Annotated in this window: 27 protein-coding genes and 1 pseudogene; 23 read left to right on the top strand and 5 right to left on the bottom strand. The window is 67.3% G+C overall.

What is annotated here, in order from left to right:
* The first annotated feature begins 25 nt into the window (after window positions 1-25).
* The 3 genes from J0J01_RS17215 (at window position 26) to J0J01_RS17205 (ending at window position 758) form a co-directional block, all read left to right on the top strand.
* Window positions 26-286, top strand: coding sequence for a type II toxin-antitoxin system ParD family antitoxin (locus J0J01_RS17215; RefSeq protein ID WP_296382738.1), 261 nt, complete (start codon window positions 26-28; stop codon window positions 284-286).
* Entirely contained in the window at window positions 283-489 is a 207-nt protein-coding gene (locus tag J0J01_RS17210; protein ID WP_296382736.1) for a hypothetical protein, read from the top strand. Before J0J01_RS17215 ends, J0J01_RS17210 begins: the two co-directional genes overlap by 4 nt.
* A gap of 77 nt (window positions 490-566) precedes the next feature.
* Window positions 567-758: a hypothetical protein gene (locus tag J0J01_RS17205; RefSeq protein ID WP_296382734.1), complete on the top strand. Its 192-nt coding sequence runs from the start codon at window positions 567-569 to the stop codon at window positions 756-758.
* 6 nt (window positions 759-764) lie between these two features.
* Here J0J01_RS17205 and J0J01_RS17200 read toward each other — a convergent pair whose 3' ends face one another.
* The 5 genes from J0J01_RS17200 to J0J01_RS17180 form a co-directional block, all read right to left on the bottom strand.
* Window positions 765-1736, bottom strand: a complete 972-nt coding sequence (locus J0J01_RS17200) for a hypothetical protein (RefSeq protein ID WP_296382731.1) — start codon at window positions 1734-1736, stop codon at window positions 765-767.
* Between the two features lie 10 nt (window positions 1737-1746).
* Complete coding sequence (locus tag J0J01_RS17195) at window positions 1747-2787, bottom strand: hypothetical protein (RefSeq protein WP_296382730.1); 1041 nt, start codon at window positions 2785-2787, stop codon at window positions 1747-1749.
* Window positions 2784-2954 (bottom strand): hypothetical protein, encoded by a 171-nt coding sequence (locus J0J01_RS17190; RefSeq protein ID WP_296382728.1) that lies wholly within the window; start codon window positions 2952-2954, stop codon window positions 2784-2786. The genes J0J01_RS17195 and J0J01_RS17190 overlap by 4 nt, the downstream gene beginning before the upstream one ends.
* A gap of 66 nt (window positions 2955-3020) precedes the next feature.
* Complete coding sequence (locus J0J01_RS17185) at window positions 3021-3302, bottom strand: hypothetical protein (protein WP_296382725.1); 282 nt, start codon at window positions 3300-3302, stop codon at window positions 3021-3023.
* A gap of 12 nt (window positions 3303-3314) precedes the next feature.
* Window positions 3315-4193: an NAD(P)/FAD-dependent oxidoreductase gene (locus J0J01_RS17180; RefSeq protein ID WP_296382724.1), complete on the bottom strand. Its 879-nt coding sequence runs from the start codon at window positions 4191-4193 to the stop codon at window positions 3315-3317.
* Between the two features lie 61 nt (window positions 4194-4254).
* On the opposite strand from J0J01_RS17180, the gene J0J01_RS17175 reads away from it, so the two are divergent.
* The 20 genes and pseudogenes from J0J01_RS17175 to J0J01_RS17080 all read left to right on the top strand — a co-directional run bounded on the left by J0J01_RS17175 (window position 4255) and on the right by J0J01_RS17080 (window position 22049).
* Complete coding sequence (locus tag J0J01_RS17175; protein ID WP_296382722.1) at window positions 4255-4581, top strand: helix-turn-helix transcriptional regulator; 327 nt, start codon at window positions 4255-4257, stop codon at window positions 4579-4581.
* The gene (locus tag J0J01_RS17170) at window positions 4569-5186 is read left to right on the top strand and encodes a hypothetical protein (RefSeq protein ID WP_296382720.1); all 618 of its coding nucleotides are present in this window, start codon (window positions 4569-4571) and stop codon (window positions 5184-5186) included. Before J0J01_RS17175 ends, J0J01_RS17170 begins: the two co-directional genes overlap by 13 nt.
* Window positions 5183-5776 carry a hypothetical protein gene (locus J0J01_RS17165; protein WP_296382719.1) on the top strand — a complete coding sequence of 198 codons (594 nt, stop codon included), beginning with the start codon at window positions 5183-5185 and terminating at the stop codon, window positions 5774-5776. The genes J0J01_RS17170 and J0J01_RS17165 overlap by 4 nt, the downstream gene beginning before the upstream one ends.
* A gap of 79 nt (window positions 5777-5855) precedes the next feature.
* On the top strand, window positions 5856-6770 hold the full coding sequence (locus J0J01_RS17160; protein ID WP_296382717.1) for a branched-chain amino acid ABC transporter permease LivH: 915 nt from the start codon (window positions 5856-5858) through the stop codon (window positions 6768-6770).
* Window positions 6770-8179: a high-affinity branched-chain amino acid ABC transporter permease LivM gene (livM, locus tag J0J01_RS17155; protein WP_296382714.1), complete on the top strand. Its 1410-nt coding sequence runs from the start codon at window positions 6770-6772 to the stop codon at window positions 8177-8179. Before J0J01_RS17160 ends, livM begins: the two co-directional genes overlap by 1 nt.
* A pseudogene (locus tag J0J01_RS17150) lies at window positions 8176-8967 on the top strand (ABC transporter ATP-binding protein); the annotation flags it as partial. The gene livM and the pseudogene J0J01_RS17150, both read left to right, overlap by 4 nt.
* Window positions 8968-8986: 19 nt before the next feature.
* Window positions 8987-9700 (top strand): ABC transporter ATP-binding protein, encoded by a 714-nt coding sequence (locus J0J01_RS17145; RefSeq protein WP_296382710.1) that lies wholly within the window; start codon window positions 8987-8989, stop codon window positions 9698-9700.
* Entirely contained in the window at window positions 9697-10065 is a 369-nt protein-coding gene (locus J0J01_RS17140) for a DUF6867 family protein (RefSeq protein WP_296382708.1), read from the top strand. The genes J0J01_RS17145 and J0J01_RS17140 overlap by 4 nt, the downstream gene beginning before the upstream one ends.
* A gap of 50 nt (window positions 10066-10115) precedes the next feature.
* On the top strand, window positions 10116-11228 hold the full coding sequence (locus tag J0J01_RS17135; RefSeq protein ID WP_296382705.1) for a branched-chain amino acid ABC transporter substrate-binding protein: 1113 nt from the start codon (window positions 10116-10118) through the stop codon (window positions 11226-11228).
* 238 nt (window positions 11229-11466) lie between these two features.
* Window positions 11467-11916: a ribose 5-phosphate isomerase B gene (gene rpiB, locus J0J01_RS17130; RefSeq protein ID WP_296382703.1), complete on the top strand. Its 450-nt coding sequence runs from the start codon at window positions 11467-11469 to the stop codon at window positions 11914-11916.
* Window positions 11913-13217, top strand: coding sequence for a serine hydroxymethyltransferase (glyA, locus tag J0J01_RS17125; protein WP_296382701.1), 1305 nt, complete (start codon window positions 11913-11915; stop codon window positions 13215-13217). The genes rpiB and glyA overlap by 4 nt, the downstream gene beginning before the upstream one ends.
* A gap of 30 nt (window positions 13218-13247) precedes the next feature.
* Window positions 13248-13712 (top strand): transcriptional regulator NrdR, encoded by a 465-nt coding sequence (gene nrdR / locus J0J01_RS17120; RefSeq protein ID WP_296382699.1) that lies wholly within the window; start codon window positions 13248-13250, stop codon window positions 13710-13712.
* Between the two features lie 4 nt (window positions 13713-13716).
* Window positions 13717-14799, top strand: a complete 1083-nt coding sequence (ribD, locus tag J0J01_RS17115; RefSeq protein ID WP_296382697.1) for a bifunctional diaminohydroxyphosphoribosylaminopyrimidine deaminase/5-amino-6-(5-phosphoribosylamino)uracil reductase RibD — start codon at window positions 13717-13719, stop codon at window positions 14797-14799.
* Window positions 14800-14808: 9 nt separating this feature from the next.
* Window positions 14809-15408: a riboflavin synthase gene (locus J0J01_RS17110; protein ID WP_296382695.1), complete on the top strand. Its 600-nt coding sequence runs from the start codon at window positions 14809-14811 to the stop codon at window positions 15406-15408.
* Window positions 15405-16559, top strand: a complete 1155-nt coding sequence (gene ribB / locus J0J01_RS17105) for a 3,4-dihydroxy-2-butanone-4-phosphate synthase (RefSeq protein ID WP_296382693.1) — start codon at window positions 15405-15407, stop codon at window positions 16557-16559. The genes J0J01_RS17110 and ribB overlap by 4 nt, the downstream gene beginning before the upstream one ends.
* Before the next feature lie 7 nt (window positions 16560-16566).
* A complete protein-coding gene (locus J0J01_RS17100) occupies window positions 16567-17043 on the top strand; it encodes a 6,7-dimethyl-8-ribityllumazine synthase (protein ID WP_296382691.1) in 477 nt (158 codons plus the stop codon).
* Window positions 17040-17510 (top strand): transcription antitermination factor NusB, encoded by a 471-nt coding sequence (gene nusB / locus J0J01_RS17095; protein WP_296382689.1) that lies wholly within the window; start codon window positions 17040-17042, stop codon window positions 17508-17510. Before J0J01_RS17100 ends, nusB begins: the two co-directional genes overlap by 4 nt.
* 5 nt (window positions 17511-17515) lie before the next feature.
* Window positions 17516-18481, top strand: a complete 966-nt coding sequence (thiL, locus tag J0J01_RS17090) for a thiamine-phosphate kinase (RefSeq protein WP_296382686.1) — start codon at window positions 17516-17518, stop codon at window positions 18479-18481.
* Window positions 18482-18521: 40 nt separating this feature from the next.
* Window positions 18522-19751: an MFS transporter gene (locus J0J01_RS17085; protein WP_296382684.1), complete on the top strand. Its 1230-nt coding sequence runs from the start codon at window positions 18522-18524 to the stop codon at window positions 19749-19751.
* Window positions 19752-19940: 189 nt separating this feature from the next.
* Complete coding sequence (locus J0J01_RS17080; protein WP_296382682.1) at window positions 19941-22049, top strand: sodium-translocating pyrophosphatase; 2109 nt, start codon at window positions 19941-19943, stop codon at window positions 22047-22049.
* Window positions 22050-22284: the final 235 nt, after the last annotated feature.

The raw sequence follows: 22284 nt of genomic DNA, 5'->3' as shown, positions 1-22284 counted from the left end.
AAGGGCCCGCTGATGGGAGCGATCTGTGGCCAGTAGCGTCGATCTCGGCCGTCAACTGGAAAAGTTCGTATCTTCGCTGGTTTCCAGTGGCCGATATAACTCGAAAAGCGAAGTGCTGCGCGACGGCCTCCGCCTCCTGGTGGAGCGCGAGAAGCGTTTGGCCGCACTCGACACGGCCATCGTCCGCGGGCGCGCCGATATTCGGGCGGGCCGTGCGAAGCCGGCCGAGGAAGTTTTCGACCGGCTGGAAGCCCAATATCGGGCGATGACCAAGCCGAGGCCGTGAAGGTCATCCTTTCGCACAATGCTGAACGAGATCCGCGCGCCCATCCCTTCGTTGACCGGGCACGTGATCCGACGCTGCGACGCAGAGTCCATGGCAATTGTCTGATCTTCGACGATGTCAGCGCCAATGCCGTCGATGTCTTGCATGCACTTCACGGCGCGCGCGACTTTGCACAGATCGTCTTTCCCGGCGAACCCGAGTGACGGCCGGTCCGCAGCGGCAAATTGGTGGAAACCCCGAGGGCTGAAGATCGTAGAATCCTTGTAACCAAGGAGGAACCATGCTCGGAGAGAAAAAGACCTTGCCATTCTGGCGCAAGCGCCGGCCGAATTTTCTGGGACTTGAGCGCGCCCTGAAACCGGAAGGCGTCCGCGAGGAGCGTCACACCGACGCCGAGCACGCCGTGATCGAGCGCAAAATCGCCAAGGATCGCTTCGAGGTCTCGAAGGGCAGGATCCATCCGCCGACCTGACGGTCGTCAGAGCTTGCGCATCACCGTCTGCGAGCCGCCGCCCCAGATCGGCAGGTAGCTCATCTTGTAGCCGGCGCCGCCGGTGACGATCGGATGGATCGCCTCGGGCGCGCGGGCGATGCCGTCGCCGGCCGCGAACATGTAGGCCTGGATGCGCGGGATGTCCCAGCCATCGTGGCACGCGATCTTCTCGGCCATCTCGAGCGGCAGCAGGAAGACCTGCTCGCCGCGCTCGTTGCGGCGGCTCATGCTCGACATCACCAGCGCAGCCTTCATGCCGGCGACGATCGGCGACAGGATCGCCTCGGGCGTCGCACCTTCGCCGTCGCCCGGCAGCACCTCGGCGGTGCCGGAGATCCCCATCACCGTGATGGCGCTCACGTCCTTGCCGAGTCCTTGGCGCTCGGTGAGCGTGGGGAAGGGGCCGTCGTTGCGCTCGGCGAAGCACAGCGTGTACTTGCCCGGCTGGCCCATGGTCGCCATGTCGCCGGTGTCCGAGCGCGCGCCGCCGATGTTGCGGATGCAGAGCTGCAGGGCGCGGCCGATGCTGGCATTGGCACGGTTGCCCGGCCCCAGGCAATTGGTGCCGGCGTTGACGCCGAGCTGGCGCGCGATCGGGCCATGCACGCAGAGCGCCACGCAGGCGGTGCCGGTCGTGGTCGCGATGCCCAGCAAGTTGAAGTCGGGTTCGAGCGTGGCCTCCACGGCCGCCAGCACGACCGGCAGTTCGGCCGGACGCACGCCCGCGATCACGCACTGATAGGCGACGGATTCCGGCGTGATGTCGCCGAACAGCGGCGGCATCATGCCTTTGGAGTCGGTCCGATCGTCGATCCCGGCGACCATCGCCTCGAGGCGCCGCCGGGTCGGCGGCACCAGGGGAAGGCCGTCGCTCAATTCGGCGTCGGTCAGGATCTGCTGCACGGCCTCCCAGGCGGTCGTCTCGTCGACGACCGGCCAGCCGCACCATTCCGTCATGAAGGGTCGCTCATCGCGCGATGCGCACCGAGGCGACGGTCGTGCCGCCAAACGACGGGATAAAGGCCGAATGCTTGCCCGGCCCGCCGGCCACGGTGATGTGGATGTCCTTCGGCGAACGGCCGATGTGCAGGTAGTCGCCCACTGGCTTGTGGCCGGTGCTGGAGTAGGTGTCGAGGTTCTCCTTCGAGACCCGCGACAGATGCACCTTCGAGCGGTTCCACAGCTCCTCGCGGATGCTGTCGATCGTGTAGCCGTCGCGCTTGAGCGTCGCAGCATGCTCGGGGCCGATGACGATGAACATCGGGCCCTTGCCATAGATCGTGTTGGCGCCCGGGTTCGACATGCCGCCCGCGAAGGTGGTCAGCAGACCGTCGCCCGTGGTCGAGCCGTGGTCATTGAGATTGTGCGGGCCTTCACCCGACATCACCGTCACCACGTTGTCGGTCGCAGCGAAGCCGCGTTGCACGTGGTAGGGCACCCAGGGGTTCTCCTCCTCGTTCTCGCCGAAGCAGAAGGTGAACTTGGCGGGATTGCCCTGGGTCGAGCGGTCCATCTCGCCCGGCTTGGCGCCGGCGACGTTGAGCAGCATGAGCCCGAGCGCCCGGCCGATCGTGGCATTGGCCTGCCAGCCCTGGCCGAAGCAGTTGGAGCCGCAGTTGACGTTGATCTCCTTGCGGATCGGGCCGCTGATCATGACCATCGGCGCACAGGAATGCGTGGTCGCCAGCGTGCCGTGCAGATTGTACTCGGGGTCGAGCACGCCGCGCAGCGCGGCGGTTGCGACCGGGAAGTACTCCGGCTTGCAGCCCGCCATCACGGCGTTGGCCGCCAGCGCCTGGATCGTCGGGATGACCTGGCGCGGCGGCACCGGGGCGTAGGGGCGGTTGTCGCCGCGCACAGTCTCGACGAACTTCGCGACCTTCTGCTCGGTCGGAACGAACAGCGGCATGCCGTCGCTCCAGCCCTGCTCGCGCGCGAACTCGTTGAACGCCTCGACGTCCATGCTGTCGTCGAGGTCAATCACTTCCTGATCGGCGATGTCCTTCATTTGTCGGTCGCCTCGGTCAGTCCCTTGGTGGCGGCTTCGATGCGCTCCCGCAGCTCGTCGGCATTGAGGCCGCCGACGGGATGCTTCACCACGATCAACCGCGGCTCGACCTTGCGGGCTTTCGCCTGGGCCAGGACCAGCGGCTTGAATGTCTCAGTGGCGATCACGTAGGCCGTGATGCCGAGCTTCTCGAGTTCGAGGCTGTCGTGGAAACTCCACGATGAACAGCTTCCTCAATCACCTAGGGCGAGCAACGCGGCCCTGTAGTTCGCTGCGACTTCCTGGAGCAGCTCCTTCGGTGCCGGCTGGCTGGCGCTGTTCTTGGCCAGGAACTTGATGTTCTCGACCTGGCGGTGCGCGCTGAGCTTATCGCGAACGCCCCACAGCAGCTCGCGGGCGTTCGGCTTGGAATTGGAGATCAGAGCGATGGCGTCGGTCTGCCAGTTGACCGGTTTCAGCACCACCTTTTCGGCGGTGGTCGCCGACTGGCCGAAGGTTGGATTGTAGATGCGCACGGAGGTTCCTCCTTAACTCTTCTTGAGCATCGCCACGACGGACTGGGCTACGCGCTGGCCGTCGGCAATCGCGTCGGCGAGATAATAGCGTGCACCGGCGCGGACGTCGCCTGCCGCGAACAGGCTCGGTATCGATGTGCGGCCCTCGGCGTCGATCACGACGTGGCCCTTCGCATCGCGCGCGACCGAGGCCGGCAGACACTCGGCGGCAGGGCGCTGGTCGGTGTAGACGAACACCGCGCTCGCCGGAACGTCCTTCCGCCGTCCGGCCGCCTCGACGGTGACGGACTGCAGGCCGTCATTGCCCGCGAGGCCGACGATGCGGCCCTGCAGATGTTTCACCTCGGCCAGGCCGCTGCCCGGCGCGGTGTCGACCGTGGTGATCTCGCTGGCCACGCCGATCAGTTCCTTGGCTTCGTGGTCGGCCCAGCGCCCGGAGCCGGCAACGATCACCGGCAGGCCGGCATAGAGCGGCGCATCGCAATGGGCGCAGTGGGAGATGCCGCGGCCTTCGTACTCGTCTTCATTGGGCACGCCGAGGCGGCCCTTGTTCAGGCCGGTGGCGATGACGACGGCATGCGCGGTGTGCGTTACGCCCTCGGCGGTTTCTATCGTCCAGGGACCGGAGCCGGAAACGGCCGTGACCTCGGCGAAGCCGATCTCGACACCGGCCACTGCCGCGTCGTCGGTCAGGCGCGAGGCCATGTCGGGGCCACTCCAGATCTCGTCGAAGTCGTGGAGCTCGCCGAGATTGATCAGCACGCCGCCGGGGGCGAGCTTGTCGAGGCAGCAGGCCTTGAGGCCGGCGCGGGCGGCCTCGGTGGCAGCGGTGAGGCCGGCGGGGCCGGCACCGATGACGATGACGTCGTAAGCAGGTGTTTCCATCGCCATCCTCATTGCCGATTGACAGCAAAGGCTTCCATACCTAGTGTTACTAGGTATGGAAGCCGAAATGCTCAAGGGTCACCTCGACGCGATCGTGCTTGCCGTGCTGGAGAGCGGCCCGGCGCACGGCTACGCGATCATCGAGGCGATCAGGAGCAGGAGCGGCGGCACCTTCGATCTGCCGGAAGGCACCATCTATCCGGCGTTGCACCGGCTCGAGCAGGCAGCTCTGCTGTCGAGCACCTGGACCACGCCGCCGAACGGCCGCCGCCGTCGCGTGTACGCGCTGACCAGGAACGGTTCGGCGCGGCTCGCCGAAGGGCGCAAGGCCTGGAGCCGCTTCGCCAAGGCCGTCGACTCGTCGCTGGGAGGAGGGCGCGCATGGCCGGCGTGATCGACCGCTACGTCGCAACGCTGACGCGCGACCTCGATTTCGACCCGGCGCTGGCGCGGCGCATGGCCGACGAGGTCGCGGCGCATCTCTGGGACGCCGCTGAAGCCGATCCGGCCGGGCCGTCGCCCGAGGCGGAGCAGCGCGCCGTCGCGCGCTTCGGCCTCGCCCGCGAGATCGCCGCGCAATTTGCGGCCGACGCGGTGAATCGCCAGGCCAAGCGCACCTGGATCGCCTTGCTGGCCACCGTGGCGGTGACCTTCGTCGCCATGCGGTTGCGGGTGATGTGGCTCAGCGACGTCGGCGACAGCCTGTCGATGCTGGCACCGCTGATCGATCGCTATGCCTTCATTGCCGCGATGGCAGTTGGCGCGATCGGCTGGTTCGCGTTCCGCCGCTCCGTGCTGCCGCTCGCGATCTGCCTCGGCACGCTCGCGGGGTCGATTGCCGCCGGGATCGTGCGCGCCGGGCTGTTCGTCGAGGGCGCGCCGCTGCACGTGCTGCTGGCCGCGGCGGGCGAGATCGCCCTGATCGGGTTGCTGCTTTGCCATGTCGTCGGTCTTGGCCGCTTCCTGCGGCGGACGGCGCTGCTGCGGAGGCCGGGATGAACGGTTGGCGGCTCACGGGTCTGCTCTCGCTCCTGCTGCTGGCGATGGCGGCGATGTTCCTGGCGCTGCATCCCGATATCGAAGGCCTGCGGCTGGCGATCCGCGCGACCGCACGCACCTCACTGGTGCTGTTCGCGCTCGCCTTCAGTGCCGGGGCGCTGGTGCAACTTGTCGCCTCCGACGCGACGCGCTGGCAGCGGCGGAACCGCCGCTATCTCGGCGTCTCCTTCGCGGTGTCGCATGCCATTCATCTCGCGGCGCTGATCGCATTGGCGCGCACCGACTCGGCGCTGTTCTGGACCCTGACCAACCCCGCCAACATCGTCCTGGCCGGCACGGCCTATCTGTTCATCGCGGCGATGACGGCGACCTCGTTCGACCGTACGGCCGCCTGGCTGGGTGCGCGCAAGTGGCGGCTGCTGCACCTGGTCGGCGGCTGGTACATCTGGCTGAGCTTCGCCGTGTCGATCGGCAAACGCCTGCCACAGGGGCCGATCTACTGGGCGATGATGGCCGCGGCGATCGCCGTCGGCATCGTCCGGCTGATCGCCATGTCGCGCCGTGCGAAGGCTGTGCCCGCTATCCCCTGAATTGGTCCACGATTTGCACCCTCCTGATCCTCGGGTAGTGTCGTAGGATAAGAAAAGTGGAGGGAGGCAGACTCGCCGGATGGCGTATTTTTCGCAGCAGCTGATCAACGCCATCACGCTTGGGGCCATCTACGGCCTGATCGCCATCGGCTACACGATGGTCTACGGCATCATCGGCATGATCAACTTCGCGCATGGCGAAGTCTTCATGATCGGTGCGTTCATCTCGCTGATCGGCTTCATGATCTGTGCGGGTCTGGGCATCAGCTCGGCGCCGGTCGCCATCTTGCTGGTGCTGCTGACCGCGATGGCCTTCACCGCGGTCTATGGCTGGACGATCGAGCGAACGGCGTACCGGCCTTTGCGCGGCTCCTTCAAATTGGCGCCGCTGATCTCGGCGATCGGCATGTCGATCCTGCTGCAGAACTACGTGCAGCTCGCCCAGGGCGCCCGGCCCAAGCCGGCCGCGTCGGTAGTGCAGGGCGGCTACACCCTGTTCAGCGCCGACGGCTTCGACGTCCGCGTGACCTGGCTGCAGATCATCATCGTCGTGGTGACGGTGGCGCTGATGGCGGGCTTCTCCTGGCTGATCGCCAAGACGCCGCTTGGCCGCCAGCAGCGCGCCTGCGAGCAGGACATGAAGATGGCGTCGCTGCTCGGCGTCGATGTCGACCGCACCATCTCGCTCACTTTCGTGATGGGCGCCGCGCTCGCCGCCGTCGCCGGCATGATGTTCATGATGTACTACGGCGTCGTCGACTTCTTCATCGGCTTCCTGGCCGGCATCAAGGCCTTCACCGCAGCCGTGCTGGGCGGCATCGGCTCGCTGCCGGGCGCCATGCTGGGCGGGCTGCTGATCGGGTTGATCGAGGTCTTCTGGGCCGGCTATTTCACGAGCGAGTACAAGGACGTCGCGGTCTTCGCCATCCTGGTCCTGGTGCTGATCTTCCGGCCGACCGGCCTGCTCGGCAAACCCGAGATCGAGAAGGTCTGATGGCCGGCCGGCTTCCCGCGCTGCTCAAGGATGCGGCGCTGACGGCCCTGGTGGCGGCGGCGCTCGGCCTGTTCATCGTCGGCTTCAAGACCCGCGACATCGGGCAGGGGCTGTTCTTCGACTACCAGCTCGTCGACCTGGCGATCGCCGTGGCCGTCATCTTCTTCGGCCGGCTCGGGTTGCAGTTCGCGTCGATGGGGCTGAAATGGCCGTCCTTCGCGCTGGGCACGGTGCTCGGCGCGGTCGGCGTGTCGCCGATCCAGATGCCGTCGACCTTCCTGCACTGGTTCGTCGTGATCGCCGGCGTCCTGATCATCCTGCGCACCATCTGGCCGTGGGCCAATACAGCGATCGCGACGGTGCGGCATTCCGAGCGCGGCAAGGCGTTCGGCCGGCGCGGCGCCAAATGGTTCGGCGCGGTCCTGCTGGTCGCTGCCGTGGCCATGCCGTTCGCGCCCTTCGCCGACCAGAAGACGATGGATCTTGCGGTCCTGATCCTGACCTACGTCATGCTGGGCTGGGGCCTGAACATCGTGGTCGGGCTCGCGGGCCTGCTCGACCTGGGCTACGTCGCCTTCTACGCGGTCGGCGCCTATGCCTATGCGCTGCTCAGCACCCAGTACGGCCTCGGCTTCTGGGCCGTCCTGCCGCTCGCCGGCATGTTTGCCGCGAGCTTCGGCCTGCTGCTCGGCTTCCCGGTGCTGCGGTTGCGCGGCGACTATCTCGCCATCGTCACCATGGGCTTCGGCGAGATCATCCGGCTGGTGCTGCTGAACTGGGTCGATCTCAGCAACGGCCCGGCCGGCATCGGCGGCATCCCGGGCCCGACCTTCTTCGGCGCGGTGTTCGCCGAGACGGCGCCGACCGGCCGGCAGACCTTCGCCGAGATGATGAACATTCCGTTCAGCAGCAATCAGCGGCTGATCTACCTCTATTACATCATCCTGCTGCTGGCGCTGATCACCAACTTCTTCACCCAGCGCATCCGCCGCCTGCCGGTGGGCCGTGCCTGGGAGGCGCTGCGCGAGGACGAGACGGCCTGCAAGGCGCTCGGCATCAACCCGACCAACACCAAGCTGACCGCCTTCGCCGTCGGCGCCATGTTCGCGGGCTTCGCCGGCTCATTCTTCGCCGCCAAGCAGCGTTTCATCAGCCCCGAGAGCTTCAGCTTCATCGAATCGGCGATCATCCTGTCGATCGTCGTGCTGGGCGGCATGGGCAGCCAGATCGGCGTGGTGCTGGCGGCGGTGCTGCTGATCGGCCTGCCGGAATGGTTCCGCGATCTCGGTGCCTACCGCATGATCGTGTTCGGGTTGGCCATGGTGCTGATCATGGCGTTCCGCCCGCGCGGCCTGATCGCCCATCGCGAGCCGTCGGTGCGGCTGCATCCGGTGCGGGCCGGTCCATGACGCTTCAGGAATCCGGGACCCTGATCGAGGTCGAGCATCTCAGCATGCGCTTCGGCGGCCTGGTGGCGGTCGACGACGTCTCCTTCGCCGCGAGGCCACGCGAGATCACCGCCATCATCGGCCCCAACGGCGCGGGCAAGACGACGGTCTTCAATTGCATCACCGGCTTCTACAAGCCAACCGCCGGCCGGCTCACCCTGCGCGGCGAGCAGGAATTCCTGCTCGAGCGCATGCTGGGCCACGAGATCGGCCAGAAGGCCAAGGTCGCGCGGACATTCCAGAACATTCGCCTGTTCCCGGGCATGACCGTGCTCGAGAACCTGCTGGTGGCGCAGCACAACAAGCTGATGCGCGCCTCGGGCATGAGCATCTTCGGCCTGCTCGGCCTCAAGCGCTTCCGCGATGCCGAGCGGGCGGCTATCGACAAGGCGCGCGGTTGGCTGGAGCGCATCCGCCTGGTCGTCGATGCCGACCGTCCGGCCGGCGAGCTGCCTTACGGCGCGCAGCGCCGGCTGGAGATCGCGCGGGCGATGTGCACCGACCCGCGGCTGCTCTGCCTCGACGAGCCGGCGGCGGGACTGAATCCGCGCGAATCGGCGGAGCTCAACGAGCTGCTGGTCTCGATCCGCGACCGCGACGGCGTCGGCGTGCTGCTGATCGAGCATGACATGAGCGTGGTGATGCGCATCTCCGACCACGTCGTCGTGCTCGACTATGGGCGCAAGATCGCCGACGGCCCGCCGGATGCGGTGCGCAACGATCCGGCGGTGATCCGCGCCTATCTCGGCACGGCCGTGGACGGTCCCGATGCTTGAAGTCAGAGGCATCGCCACCTTCTACGGCGCCATCCAGGCACTGCACGGCGTCGACCTCGACGTCGCCAAGGGCGAGATCGTCACCCTGATCGGCGCCAATGGCGCGGGCAAGTCGACCCTGCTGATGACGGTGTGCGGCAGCCCGCGCGCTCGCTCGGGCTCGATCAGGCTCGAAGGCGAGGACATCACGCAGCTGCCGACGCACGAGATCGTGCGCCGCGGCGTGGCGCAAGTGCCCGAGGGCCGCCGCATCTTCCCGCGCATGACGGTGTTCGAGAACCTGCAGATGGGCGCGACGCTCGGCGACCCGGCGCACTTCCCGCAGGATATCGAGCGCGTGTTCGCGATGTTCCCGCGGCTCGCCGAGCGGCGCGAGCAGCGCGGCGGCACGCTGTCGGGCGGCGAGCAGCAGATGCTGGCGATCGGCCGCGCCCTGATGAGCCGTCCGCGGTTGCTGCTGCTCGACGAGCCGTCGCTCGGTCTGGCCCCGCTGATCGTGCGACAGATTTTCGAGGCGATAGGGCGGATCGCGCGGGAGGAGGGGGTGACGATCTTCCTGGTCGAGCAGAACGCCTTCCATGCGCTGCGGCTCGCCGACCGCGGTTACGTGCTGGTCAACGGCCGCGTGCGGCTCGCCGGCACCGGCCGCGAGCTGCTGGCCAACCAGGAGGTGCGCGCGGCCTATCTCGAGGGGGGCCACGGATGACGCTCAGCCCCTTCGACATGGTCATGTTCGACTGGTTCGGCGACACCCTGGCGATGGTGCTGCTGTTCAACCTGGTGCTGGTCGGACCGGCCTCGTTCGCGTCGGGGCAGGGCGTTGCCACGACCTGGCGGCGGTGGCGGCAGGTGGTGCTCTACAGCGCGCTTCTTTCGGCCGGACTGCGTTTTTTCGACTACGCCCTGGCCAATGGCGAGCTGTGGTCGATCGGCGGCTTTCTCCTGGGCTGGCTCGTGCAATTCGCGATCGCCGGCCTCGCCTATCGCCTCACGCGCGCGCGCCAGATGGTTCGGCAATATCCGTGGCTCTACCAGCGCAAAGGCTTGCTGGGCTGGGAGGAGCGGCACTAAGCTTTGCAACCGGGCTCCACCGCTGGTGGAGGCTAATCAGGGAGACATAGATGAAGAGGATTTACGGCAGCCTTGCGGTCGCGGCGCTGGCGCTCGCGGCCACGCCCGCCTTCGCGCAGATCAAGATCGCCTCGGTCGGCCCGATGACCGGCCAGTACGCCGCGTTCGGCGAGCAGCTGCGCAAGGGCGCCGAGATGGCGGTCGCCGACATCAACGCTGCCGGCGGCGTCAACGGCCAGAAGCTCGAATTGCAGATCGGCGACGATGCCTGCGATCCCAAGCAGGCGACCGCGGTCGCCAACAAGCTGGTCGCCGACAAGGTGGCGTTCGTCGCCGGCCACTACTGCTCGGGCAGCTCGATCCCGGCGTCGGACATCTACAAGGAGGCCAAGATCCTGCAGATTACCCCGGCCTCGACCAACATCAAGCTGACCGACGACGCCTTCGCCAAGGGCAATACCACGGTGTTCCGCACCTGCGGCCGCGACGACGTGCAGGGCCTCACCGTCGGCACCTACATCCTGAAGCACCACAAGGACAAGAAGGTCGCGATCCTCCACGACAAGTCGCCGTACGGCAAAGGCGTCGCCGACGAGACCAAGAAGGCCTTGAACAAGGGCGGCCTGCGCGAGGCGATGTACGAGTCCTACAACGACACCGACAAGGACTTCACCGCGCTGATCAACAAGATGAAGCAGGCCAAGATCGACATCATCGTGCTCGGCGGCTACCACACCGCCGGCGCGCTGCTGATCAAGCAGTCGCGTGAGCAGGGCTTCGGTGCGCAGATGGTCGGCTTCGACGCGCTCGAGGATGCCGAGTTCGGCAAGCTGGGCGGTGCCGCCACCGACGGCGTGCTGATGTCCTTCCCGCCCAAGGCCGAGGACGACCCCAAGAATGCCGCCCTGGTGAAGAAGTTCCGCGACGCCAAGTACGAGCCCGCGGGCTACACCCTGTTCACCTACGCCGCGGTGAAGGTGTGGGCCGACGCCGCCAAGAAGGCGAACTCGATCGAAGCCGCCAAGGTCGCCGCCGCGCTGCGCCAGGGCACCTATGACTCCGCGGTTGGCCCTCTGACCTACGATCAGAAGGGTGACATCAAGGATCCGGTCTACGACATTTACATCTGGAAGGGTGGCAAGTCGCAGCCGGCCGCCAAGTAGGCGCATTCATCGCGCGGAAAGGGCCCGGTTCGCCAGGCCCTTTTTGCTGCCGACAAATCAGTTGCGGGATGGGCATTCATGCTGGCCCAAAGCGACCCGTCGGCCCCGCGGGTCGGCGCCGCTTTTCTCAGACGAATCAATGCCTTGTGTCCGGCTTCCATGATGTGGGGGCCAACGTGACACAGCGGCCCCCGATATGGTATCGGGGGACTCAATCTGTAGAGGGGCATTGAAGTCGATGGCGGGGGCCACCATCGCGGTCGCGTCGGATCACGCCGGCTTCGACCTGAAGGAGATTCTCAAGAGCGACCTGCAAGCCGCAGGATACGCGGTGCTCGACCTCGGCACCAACTCGACCGCTTCGGTCGACTATCCGGACTACGGCATGGCCATGGGTGACGCGATCGCCAGTGGCAAGGCCGAGCGCGGCGTGCTCGTCTGCGGCTCGGGCATCGGCATCTCGATCGCCGCCAACCGCAATCCCAGGGTCCGCGCGGTGCTTGCCCATGACGCGACGTCGGCGCGGCTGTCACGCGAACATAACGATGCCAATGTCGTGGCATTCGGTCAGCGTCTGATCGGCGTCGAGGTGGCGCGCGAGGCGCTGAAGGTTTTCCTTAATACGCCCTTCGAGGGCGGCCGCCATGCCGGCCGCGTGGCCAAGCTTTCCGGAGTGTCCAAATCATGAGTCAGCCAGCGTACCGTCACGACACGCCGCTGCCGATGTTCACCCAGGGCCTCGCCGAGGCCGATCCCGCGATCGATGCGGTGCTGAAGGGCGAACTGCATCGCCAGCAGGAACAGATCGAGCTGATCGCGTCGGAGAACATCGTCTCGCGTGCCGTGCTCGAGGCCGCAGGCTCGGTGCTGACCAACAAGTATGCCGAGGGCTATCCCGGCCGCCGCTACTACGGCGGCTGCGAGGAGGTCGACAAGGCCGAGCAGCTGGCGATCGACCGCGCCTGCAAGCTGTTCGATTGCAGCTTCGCCAACGTCCAGCCGCACTCCGGCGCGCAGGCGAACCAGGCCGTGTTCATGGCGCTGCTCAAGCCGGGCGACACCTTCCTCGGCATGGCGCTCGACCAGGGCGGTCATCTCACCCACGGATCGCCGGCCAACCAGTCGGGCAAGTGGTTCAAGGTCGTGTCGTACGGCCTGAAGCCGGACACGCACCTGATCGACTACGAGCAGATGGAAGAGGCGGCGCGGCGCGAGAAGCCGAAGCTGATCATCGCCGGCGCATCGGCCTATTCGCGCCAGATCGACTGGGCGCGCTTCCGCAAGGTGGCGGATGAGATCGGCGCCTTCTTCATGGTCGATATGGCCCACTATGCCGGCCTGGTCGCCGCTGGCGCCTATCCGAGCCCGCTGCCGCATGCGCACGTCGTCACCACGACGACGCACAAGACGCTGCGCGGCCCGCGCGGCGGCATGATCCTTTCGACCGACGCGGAGATCGGCAAGAAGATCAACTCGGCGGTGTTCCCCGGCCTGCAGGGCGGTCCGCTGATGCACATCATCGCTGCCAAGGCGGTGGCGCTGGGCGAGGCGCTGCGGCCCGACTTCAAGACCTATGCCCATCAGGTCGTCGACAATGCGCGCGCGCTTGCCGCGTCGCTGACCGAGCGCGGCCTCATGATCGTCTCGGGCGGCACCGACAGCCACGTCATGCTGGTCGACCTGCGGCCGAAGAAGGCGACCGGTATCGCTGCGGAGAAGGTGCTCGATCGCGCCGGCATCACCGTCAACAAGAACAGCATCCCGGGCGATCCTGAGAAGTTCACCGTCACCTCGGGCGTGCGTTTGGGGTCGCCCGCGGGCACGACGCGCGGCTTCGGCGTCGCCGAGTTCCGTCAGGTCGGCCATCTGATCGCCGACGTGCTCGACGGCATCGCCAAGAACGGCCCGGACGGCGACGCCCAGGTCGAGGCGCAGGTCCGCGGCAAGGTCCGCGAGCTTTGCGCCCAATTCCCGATCTATCGCGACTGACAACGCACAAAACAAAACAGGGGGACCTAGATGCGCTGTCCATTCTGCGGTCACGAAGACACCCAGGTTAAGGACTCGCGACCGACCGACGACAATTCGGCGATCCGCCGGCGGCGCTACTGCCCGTCGTGCGGCTCGCGCTTCACCACCTTCGAGCGCGTGCAGTTGCGCGAGCTCACCGTGGTGAAGAAGAACGGCCAGCGGGTCGCGTTCGATCGCGACAAGCTGCAGCGCTCGATCTCGGTGGCGGTGCGCAAGCGCCCGGTCGATCCCGAGCGGGTCGAGCGGGTGGTCAACGGCATCGTGCGCCGCCTCGAAAGCTCCGGCGAGAGCGAGATCCCCTCGACGCAGATCGGCGAATTGGTGATGGACGCGCTGCGCGCGCTCGATCCGGTCGCCTATGTGCGCTTCGCCTCGGTCTATCGCAATTTCCGCGAGGCCAAGGACTTCGAGGAGTTCATCTCCGACCTCGCCGAGACCAACCTCAAGGACTGACCAGATGATGCGCGCAGCGCTCGCGCTGGCGCGCCGGTCGGTCGGGCGCACCTGGCCCAATCCGGCCGTGGGCTGCGTCATCGTGAAGGACGGCGTCGTCGTCGGCCGCGGCCGCACCCGCGACGGCGGCCGCCCGCACGCCGAGGTCGATGCGCTCGCCCAGGCCGGCGAGGCGGCGCGCGGCGCCACCGTCTACGTGACGCTCGAGCCATGCTCTCATCACGGCAAATCGCCGCCCTGCGCCGACGCGCTGGTCGGTGCGGGCGTCACCAAGGTTGTATCGGCGCTGCAGGATCCCAATCCGCAGGTGAACGGCGCGGGGCACGAGCGCCTGCGCCGCGCCGGCATCGCGGTCGAAGTGGGCGAAGGCGCGACGGCGGCGGCGGAAATCAATGCCGGCTTCCTGATGCGCGAAGTCGAGGGACGTCCGCTCTTCCATCTCAAGACGGCGACGTCGCTCGACGGGCGCATCGCGACGGTGTCCGGCGAGAGCAAGTGGATCACCGGCCCGGCGGCCCGCGCCGACGGCCAGCGGCTGCGCGCCCTGCACGATGCCATCGTCGTCGGCGCCAACACCGTCGCTGCCGACGATCCGGAACTGACCTGCCGTCTGCCGGGCCTGGAGGCCTATTCGCCGATCCGCGTCGTGCTCGATTCGCAGGCGCGGATGTCGCCCGACTCGAAGCTCGCGCTGACCGCCAACAGGACTCCGGTGTGGTTGATCTGCACGCGGCAGGCGCCGGCGGCGGCGCGCGATGCCTTGCAGGCAAAGGGCGTCGAGGTGATCGAGGTTGCGTCCAATGCGCAGGGCCGCGTAGATGTCGCCGCGGTGGCGCAGGAACTCGGGCATCGCAAGCTCATGTGTGTCCTGATCGAGGGCGGTGGCGAGGTGGCGGCAGCCTTCCTCGGCTCCGGCTTGATCGACCGGGTGACCTCATATCGGGCAGGGCTATTGCTGGGAGCGGACAGCCGCTCTGCGGTGGGACCTTTGGGCCTCGAAAAGCTGGGTTTCGCGCCCCGGTTCCACCTGGTTTCGTCCCGGCAACTGGCCGGTGACGTGGTGGAAACCTGGCATCGGGCGGCGTAAGGAGCGGCCATGTTCACGGGGATCGTCACCGACGTCGGCGAGATCACGTCCCTCACGCCGGGCGGCCAGACGGGCGACCGGCGCTTCGTCGTCCGGACGAAACACGATATGGCACCGGTGCCGATGGGTGCCTCGATCGCCTGCTCGGGCTGCTGCCTGACGGTGATCGAGAAGGGGCCCGACTGGTTCGCCGTCGAAGCCTCGGGCGAGACCCTGGAGAAGACCCACCTCGGCGACTGGCAGCGCGGGCAACGCATCAATCTCGAGCTGTCGCTCAGGCTCGGTGACGAGCTTGGCGGCCATCTGGTCTACGGCCATGTCGACGGCGTCGGGAAGATCGCGTCGATGACTCCCGAGGGCGGCAGCGTGCGCTTCGTGTTCGAGGCGCCGGGCGAGCTTGCACGCTTCATCGCCTCCAAGGGCTCGATCGCTGTGGATGGAATCTCGCTGACCGTGAACGAGGTCGAGGGCAATCGCTTCGGAGTGAACATCATTTCACATACCCAGGCGGCGACGACCCTGGGGGCCGCCAAGGTTGGCCAGCGGGTCAACCTTGAGGTCGATATGCTCGCGCGATACGTTCAGCGACTGTTGGAGCACAGACCATGAGTGCGCTCGAAAAGGATGCCTGGCGGATCACCTTCAGCGAGGTGAAGGCCGCAGCCGAGGACATCATCGAGGAAGCCCGCAAGGGCCGGATGTTCATCCTTGTCGACGACGAGGATCGCGAGAACGAGGGCGACCTCGTCATCCCGGCGCAATGGGCGACGCCCGAGGCGATCAACTTCATGGCCAAGCATGCGCGCGGCCTGATCTGCCTGGCGCTGACCCGCGAGCGGGTCGAGCAGCTCGGCCTGTCGCTGATGGCGCAGAACAACGGCACCCGTCATCAGACCGCCTTCACCGTCTCGATCGAGGCGCGCGAGGGTGTGACCACCGGCATCTCCGCCGCCGACCGCGCCCGTACCGTCGCGGTGGCGATCGACCCGAGCTGCGGGCAGCAGGACATCGTGACGCCCGGCCACGTCTTCCCGCTGGTGGCGCGCGACGGCGGCACGCTCGAGCGCACCGGCCACACCGAGGCGGCGGTCGACCTGGCGCGGCTCGCGGGACTGACGCCGGCCGGCGTGATCTGCGAGATCATGAACGACGACGGAACGATGGCCCGTCGCAACGACCTGATCAGCTTCGCGCAGCGCCACAATCTCAAGATCGGTACCATCGCCGACCTGATCGCCTATCGCCGGCGCTACGATTCCATCGTTAAGCGCATCAGCGAGACCAAGCTCGACAGCATCTATGGCGGCGACTTCCGCTGCGTCGTCTACATCAACAAGGTGACGATGGCGCAGCACGTCGCGCTGGTGAAAGGCGACCCGGCGGCGCCCGGCCCGATCACCGTGCGCATGCATGCGGTCAACCTGTTCAGCGACACGCTGGGACAGAGGAGCGGCGGGCGGGGCGGCGAGATCGAGGCGTCGATGCGCTACATTGCCGAGGAAGGCCGTGGCGTGATCGTGCTGATCCGCGAGCCGCTCACCGTCGTGCTGGCCGAGCAGCGCCGCCGCGCCGGCGAGCCGATCGCCCCGGCGGGTGTCGAACTGCGCGACTACGGCGTCGGCGCCCAGATCCTGATCGATCTCGGGGTCAAGGAAATGGTCCTGCTGACCAACAGCAGGAAGAGCATCGTCGGCATCGAAGGCTTCGGCCTCAAGGTCGTCGGTCAGAAGCCGGTGCCCGGCCGCCCGCGTCGGGGCTGAAGGGAAAATGTCGACTCGCACTGAAAATCCGACGACCCGGCCGGCCGTCGACGGCGTCAAGGGTGCGCGCATCCTGATCGTGGAATCGCGCTTTTACCCCGAAATCGCCGACGCGCTGATTTCCGGAGCCGACGCCGAGATCAAGAAGAACGGCGCCCTGTACGAGCGCGTGGTCGTGCCGGGTGCCTTCGAGATCCCGGGCGCGATCGCGCTGGCCGCTGACCGCTACGATGGCTTCCTCGCGCTGGGCTGCGTCATCCGCGGCGAGACCACGCACTACGACTATGTCTGCGGCGAGAGCGCGCGCGGGCTGATGGACCTGTCGGTTCGCAACAAGCTTGCGATCGGCTATGGCATCGTCACCGTGAACACCATGGAGCAGGCCAAGGCGCGCGCCGAGACGCATCGCGGCAACAAGGGCGGCGATGCCGCCCATGCCTGCCTCGCCATGGTCGCCCTGCAGCGGCGCTGGCGGAACGCATGAGCACGCCCGCCAAACCGCCGAGCCGCCGTCAGGCCGCGCGGCTCGCCGCCGTGCAGGCGCTCTACCAGTGGCAGGAGGGCCAGGACGAGCCTGCGGCCATCATCGGGCAGTTTCTCGACGTGCGCACCGGCGAGGCGGGCGAGGGCGGCATGCGCCGCGACGCCGACAAGCCCCTGTTCAAGGACGTCGTCGAGGGCACGGCGAGCCACAAGGACGAGCTCGAGAAGACGGTGTCGGCGGCGCTGGCCGAGAATTGGAGCTGGGGCCGCATCGACCGGCTGGTGCGGGCGATCCTGCTGGCCGGCGCCTACGAGCTGGTGCATCGCCGCGACGTGCCGCCCAAGGTGGCGATCAACGAGTATGTCGACATCGCGCATGCCTTCTACGGCCCGGGCGAGTCGACCTTCGTGAACTCGGTGCTCGATCGCGTCGCGCGCCAGGAACGCGCGGCCGAGCTGGCGGGATAGCGTCGATGGCGCGCCGGCGGATCGGCGAGTTCGAGCTGATCGCCCGCTACTTCGCGCCGCTCGCCAAAGGCTTTGCCGGCGCGCGCGGGCTCGAGAGCGACAACGCCTTCCTCGCCGCCGATCCGCGCCATGACCTCGTGGTGAAGACCGACACCATCGTCGCCGGTGTCCACTTCCTCGCCGACGAGACGCCCGAGCTGGTGGCACAGCGTGCCTTGCGCGTCTGCCTGTCCGATCTCGCGGCGGGCGGCGCCACGCCCTACGTCTACCAGCTCTCCCTGTCGCTGACGCACGGCTGGACCGAGCGCTGGGTTGCCGGCTTCGCGCGCGGCCTCGGAGCCGACCAGCGCCGCTTCGGCATCGTGCTGTGCGGCGGCGACACGACGGGCACGCCGGGGCCGACGACGATCGCCATCAGCGCGTTCGGCCGCGTGCCGCGCGGCAAGGGACTCGGCCGCGACGGCGCACGGGCAGGGGACGAGCTCTGGGTGAGCGGCACGATCGGCGACGCAGCCCTCGGCCTCCTGGCCGCGCGCGGCACGCTGAAGAGCGCGACCCTGGAAAGACGGTATCGCCAGCCTCAGCCACGCACGACCTTGGGGCCGAGGCTCCTCGGTGTTGCCCGCGCGACGGCCGATATCTCGGACGGCCTGCTGGCCGATGCCGGCCATATCGCAGCGGCGTCGCGGCTCGCGGTTCATATCGAGCGCGATCTCGTGCCGCTGTCGGCGGATGCACGGCGCGCGCTGACGGTCAAGCCGGCGCTCTGGGCGAACGTGCTTGGCGGCGGCGACGATTACGAGCTCGCGATTGCCGTGCCGCCGCGCCGTCGGTCGGCGCTGCTAACGGCGGCGCGTGCCGCCAAGGTGAAGGTCACGCAGATCGGTGCCTTCGCAACGGGCAAGGGCGTCGTGCTGAACGTTTCCGGGCAGCCGAGCCGGATTGCGCAGAGCGGCTATGTCCACTTCTAGCCGTGGCATGCCCGGTTGAGGGGGCTATGGTGCGCGCCCAATGGACGGATCTATCAAGGTCGAGGCAGCGCCCACCGAGACCACGCGGTTGCCGCGCCGCGCGGTGCGCAACATCGCCCTGCTCGGTATCTGCCAGGCGCTGACCCAGAGCTGCAACACGCTGATGTTCGCCTCCTCGGCGCTGGCGGTGCTGACCATCATCCCGCCGGATCTGCGCATGTGGGCCAACATGCCGGTCACCATGCAGCATCTCGGCGTCATGCTGTCGGTCTTCCCGGCTTCGCTGTTGATGATGCGGCGCGGCCGCAAGTTCGGTTTCCGCACCGGCTCGCTGTTCGGCATGATCGGCGCGTCCTTCGCCGCGCTCGGGCTGCAGCTCGCAAGCTTCCCGGTGATGTGCCTGGGCGGCCTGCTGCTGGGCTACGCCGTCGCCAACATGCAGCTCTACCGCTTCGCCGCGGTCGAGCTGGCGCCGGCCTCGTTCCGCGCGCAAGCGATCTCTTACGTCACCTCGGGCGGCGTGATCGCCGGCATCATCGGGCCGGGCCTGGCGCGCTGGACGCCGGACCTTTGGGTGCCGGTGTTCCAGGCGAGCTTCGTCACGGTGATCGTGATCCACGCCATCGTCTTCATCGTCCTGGGCTTCATCGAGTTTCCGGTGGTCAAGGCCGAGGACAGCGCCGGCCCGCAGCGGCCGCTGCTGCAGATCGTGAGCCAGCCGGCCTATATGGTCGCCGCGGCGGGTGCCATGATCGCCTTCGGCGTGATGTCGTTCGTCATGGCGGCGTCGCCGCTCGCGATCGTGCAGTGCGGCCTCGACAAGAGCGAGGCGCCGGTCACCATCTTCGTGCACGTGATGGGAATGTTCGTGCCGGCCTTTTTCACCGGCCATCTCATCCAGCGCTTCGGCGTGTTCAACATGATGACGACCGGCATCGCGCTGCTGATCGCCGGCGTGGCGATCGCGCTGCTCGGGACGACCGAATGGCACTTCCGCGCGGCGCTCGGCATGAACGGTGTCGGCTGGAACTTCCTGTTCGTCGGCGCCACCACCTTGCTGACCACGACCTACCGGCCGGCCGAGCGCGGCAAGGCGCAGGCCTTCAACGACTTCATGGTGTTCGGTACCACGGCGACCTCGAGCTTGATGGCGTCGATGGTGCTTGAGCTCAAGGGCTGGGCGTTCTTGAACTACCTCGCCTTCGCCCTGGTCTGCGTCGCGCTCGCCGTGATCGGCATCTACCGCCTGCGTAACCCCGCCCGAGTCTGAGAGCGTCGTTCCGAGCTAAGCTCGGAACGACGGGCTCAACCCCTTGACCGGACGGGGAAGTCGCCCACCACCGGCTGTTGCGCCTTTCCGGCCGTTCTGTCATTTTCCGGCCGCTCCGCGCCGGGGGAGAGCGATTTCATCGGCGCGATTCGGGTTGAGAATACCTTAAGAAACAACAGGTTACCCATTATGTCATCTGTCCTCTGGGCCGTCATAGCGTGCGGCGTGATTGCCGTGCTGTACGGCGTCATCACCGCACAGCGGGTCATGGCCGCCGATGCCGGCACGCCGCGCATGCAGGAGATCGCCCAAGCCGTGCAGGAAGGCGCGGCCGCCTATCTCCGCCGCCAGTACACCACCATCGCCATCGTCGGCATCGTCGTGCTGCTGCTGCTCCTGATCTTCCTCGGCAAGTACGCCGCGGGCGGCTTCCTGATCGGTGCCGTGCTGTCGGGCGCCACCGGCTTCATCGGCATGAACGTGTCGGTCCGCGCCAACGTGCGCACCGCCGTCGCTGCGCAGAAGAGCCTGGGGCAGGGCCTCGACCTCGCCTTCAAGTCGGGCGCCGTCACCGGCATGCTGGTGGCCGGCCTCGCGCTGCTGGGTGTCGTCGGTTACTATATGCTGCTGAGGGGCATGGGGCTCGCTGCGGGCGGCCGCGAGATGATCGATGCGCTGGTCGCGCTCGGCTTCGGCGCCTCGCTGATCTCGATCTTCGCCCGTCTCGGCGGCGGCATCTTCACCAAGGGTGCGGACGTCGGCGGCGACATGGTCGGCAAGGTCGAAGCCGGCATCCCGGAAGATGACCCCCGCAACCCGGCCACCATCGCCGACAACGTCGGCGACAACGTCGGCGACTGCGCCGGCATGGCCGCCGACCTGTTCGAGACCTATGCGGTGACCACGGTCGCCACCATGGTGCTGGCGTCGATTTTCTTCGCCGGCAACGCGGATCTGGTCGACAAGCTGATGGCCTATCCGCTGGCGATCGGCGGCGCCTGCATCATCACCTCGATCATCGGCACCTACTTCGTGAAGCTCGGCCAGGACGGCGGCATCATGTGGGCGATGTACAAGGGCGTGATCGCCGCCGCCGTGCTGTCGATCCCGGCGATCTGGCTGGTCACCAGCCATATCGTCGGCATGGACACGGTGATGACGGTGAGCGGCAAGTCGTTCACCGGCATGTCGCTGTTCTGGTGCTCGCTGGTCGGCCTCGCGATCACCGGCCTGATCGTGTGGATCACCGAGTACTACACCGGCACCGACTACCGCCCCGTGAAGGCCGTTGCCCAGGCTTCGGTCACCGGTCACGGCACCAACGTCATCGCGGGCCTCGCGATGTCGATGGAAGCGACCGCGATGCCGGCGCTGCTGATCTGCGCCGGCATCGTGGTCTGCTACGTGCTGGCGGGCCTGTTCGGCATCGCCATCGCGACCACCGCGATGCTGGCGCTGGCCGGCATGGTGGTGGCGCTCGACGCCTACGGCCCGGTCACCGACAACGCCGGCGGCATCGCCGAGATGGCGGGCCTGCCCAAGGACGTGCGCAAGAACACCGACGCGCTCGACGCGGTCGGCAACACCACCAAGGCGGTCACCAAGGGCTATGCCATCGCTTCGGCGGGCCTCGGCGCGCTGGTGCTGTTCGCGGCCTACACCTCGGACCTCGACTACTTCATCGCGCAGGGCAAACTCGGCATCAAAGCCGTCAGCTTCTCGCTGACCAATCCCTACGTCGTGGTCGGCCTGCTGATCGGTGGCCTGCTGCCGTATCTGTTCGGCGGCATGTCGATGCTGGCCGTCGGCCGCGCCGCCCAGGCGGTGGTCGAGGAAGTGCGCCGCCAGTTCAAGGAGAAGCCCGGCATCATGCAGGGCACCGACCGGCCGGACTACGGCCGCGCCGTCGACATGCTCACCAAGGCCGCGATCAAAGAGATGATGATCCCGTCGCTGCTGCCGGTGCTGTCGCCGATCGTGGTCTACTTCGTGATCAGCGCGATCGCGGGCAAGGCCGACGCCTTCGCCGCGGTCGGCGCCATGCTGCTCGGCGTGATCGTCACCGGCATCTTCGTCGCCATCTCGATGACGGCGGGCGGCGGTGCCTGGGACAACGCCAAGAAGTACATCGAGGAAGGCCACTTCGGCGGCAAGGGCTCGGAAGCCCACAAGGCCGCGGTGACCGGCGACACGGTCGGCGATCCGTACAAGGACACCGCCGGGCCGGCCGTCAACCCGATGATCAAGATCACCAACATCGTGGCCCTGCTGCTGCTGGCCGTGCTCGCGCACGGCTGACCGCAGGCCCCAGAGGTCAACCTGCCCAAAAGGAAAAGCCCCGGTCGCGAGACCGGGGCCTTTTCTTTGAGGAGCGAGAAGGGGGCCTTATACCATCGGCCCTAAGTTCTGACCGATGCCCATTCGCGGGTAGTGATCGAAGCGAGGCGGACAGTGTCGGCGATGAGCCAGTTCCAAGCGTCGCAACAACCCTGGACGATGTCGTCATAGGTTTGCCAGACGCGTCTGCTGAGCT

Source organism: Reyranella sp., assembly GCF_017305915.1.
Lineage (GTDB): Bacteria > Pseudomonadota > Alphaproteobacteria > Reyranellales > Reyranellaceae > Reyranella.
This window is presented reverse-complemented; position numbering and strand designations above follow the sequence as displayed.

Bases quoted from the DNA above. Each gene is read 5' to 3' on its own strand.
- J0J01_RS17110 (WP_296382695.1), top strand. From the start codon at position 14,809: ATGTTCACGGGGATCGTCACCGACGTCGGCGAGATCACGTCCCTCACG.
- J0J01_RS17170 (WP_296382720.1), top strand. From the start codon at position 4,569: ATGGCCGGCGTGATCGACCGCTACGTCGCAACGCTGACGCGCGACCTC.
- ribB (WP_296382693.1), top strand. From the start codon at position 15,405: ATGAGTGCGCTCGAAAAGGATGCCTGGCGGATCACCTTCAGCGAGGTG.
- J0J01_RS17080 (WP_296382682.1), top strand. From the start codon at position 19,941: ATGTCATCTGTCCTCTGGGCCGTCATAGCGTGCGGCGTGATTGCCGTG.
- J0J01_RS17145 (WP_296382710.1), top strand. From the start codon at position 8,987: ATGCTTGAAGTCAGAGGCATCGCCACCTTCTACGGCGCCATCCAGGCA.
- J0J01_RS17140 (WP_296382708.1), top strand. From the start codon at position 9,697: ATGACGCTCAGCCCCTTCGACATGGTCATGTTCGACTGGTTCGGCGAC.
- rpiB (WP_296382703.1), top strand. From the start codon at position 11,467: ATGGCGGGGGCCACCATCGCGGTCGCGTCGGATCACGCCGGCTTCGAC.
- J0J01_RS17205 (WP_296382734.1), top strand. From the start codon at position 567: ATGCTCGGAGAGAAAAAGACCTTGCCATTCTGGCGCAAGCGCCGGCCG.
- livM (WP_296382714.1), top strand. From the start codon at position 6,770: ATGGCCGGCCGGCTTCCCGCGCTGCTCAAGGATGCGGCGCTGACGGCC.
- J0J01_RS17200 (WP_296382731.1), bottom strand. From the start codon at position 1,736: ATGACGGAATGGTGCGGCTGGCCGGTCGTCGACGAGACGACCGCCTGG.
- J0J01_RS17100 (WP_296382691.1), top strand. From the start codon at position 16,567: ATGTCGACTCGCACTGAAAATCCGACGACCCGGCCGGCCGTCGACGGC.
- J0J01_RS17135 (WP_296382705.1), top strand. From the start codon at position 10,116: ATGAAGAGGATTTACGGCAGCCTTGCGGTCGCGGCGCTGGCGCTCGCG.
- nusB (WP_296382689.1), top strand. From the start codon at position 17,040: ATGAGCACGCCCGCCAAACCGCCGAGCCGCCGTCAGGCCGCGCGGCTC.
- J0J01_RS17160 (WP_296382717.1), top strand. From the start codon at position 5,856: ATGGCGTATTTTTCGCAGCAGCTGATCAACGCCATCACGCTTGGGGCC.
- J0J01_RS17175 (WP_296382722.1), top strand. From the start codon at position 4,255: ATGCTCAAGGGTCACCTCGACGCGATCGTGCTTGCCGTGCTGGAGAGC.
- ribD (WP_296382697.1), top strand. From the start codon at position 13,717: ATGATGCGCGCAGCGCTCGCGCTGGCGCGCCGGTCGGTCGGGCGCACC.
- thiL (WP_296382686.1), top strand. From the start codon at position 17,516: ATGGCGCGCCGGCGGATCGGCGAGTTCGAGCTGATCGCCCGCTACTTC.
- J0J01_RS17165 (WP_296382719.1), top strand. From the start codon at position 5,183: ATGAACGGTTGGCGGCTCACGGGTCTGCTCTCGCTCCTGCTGCTGGCG.
- J0J01_RS17195 (WP_296382730.1), bottom strand. From the start codon at position 2,787: ATGAAGGACATCGCCGATCAGGAAGTGATTGACCTCGACGACAGCATG.
- J0J01_RS17180 (WP_296382724.1), bottom strand. From the start codon at position 4,193: ATGGCGATGGAAACACCTGCTTACGACGTCATCGTCATCGGTGCCGGC.
- nrdR (WP_296382699.1), top strand. From the start codon at position 13,248: ATGCGCTGTCCATTCTGCGGTCACGAAGACACCCAGGTTAAGGACTCG.
- J0J01_RS17085 (WP_296382684.1), top strand. From the start codon at position 18,522: ATGGACGGATCTATCAAGGTCGAGGCAGCGCCCACCGAGACCACGCGG.
- glyA (WP_296382701.1), top strand. From the start codon at position 11,913: ATGAGTCAGCCAGCGTACCGTCACGACACGCCGCTGCCGATGTTCACC.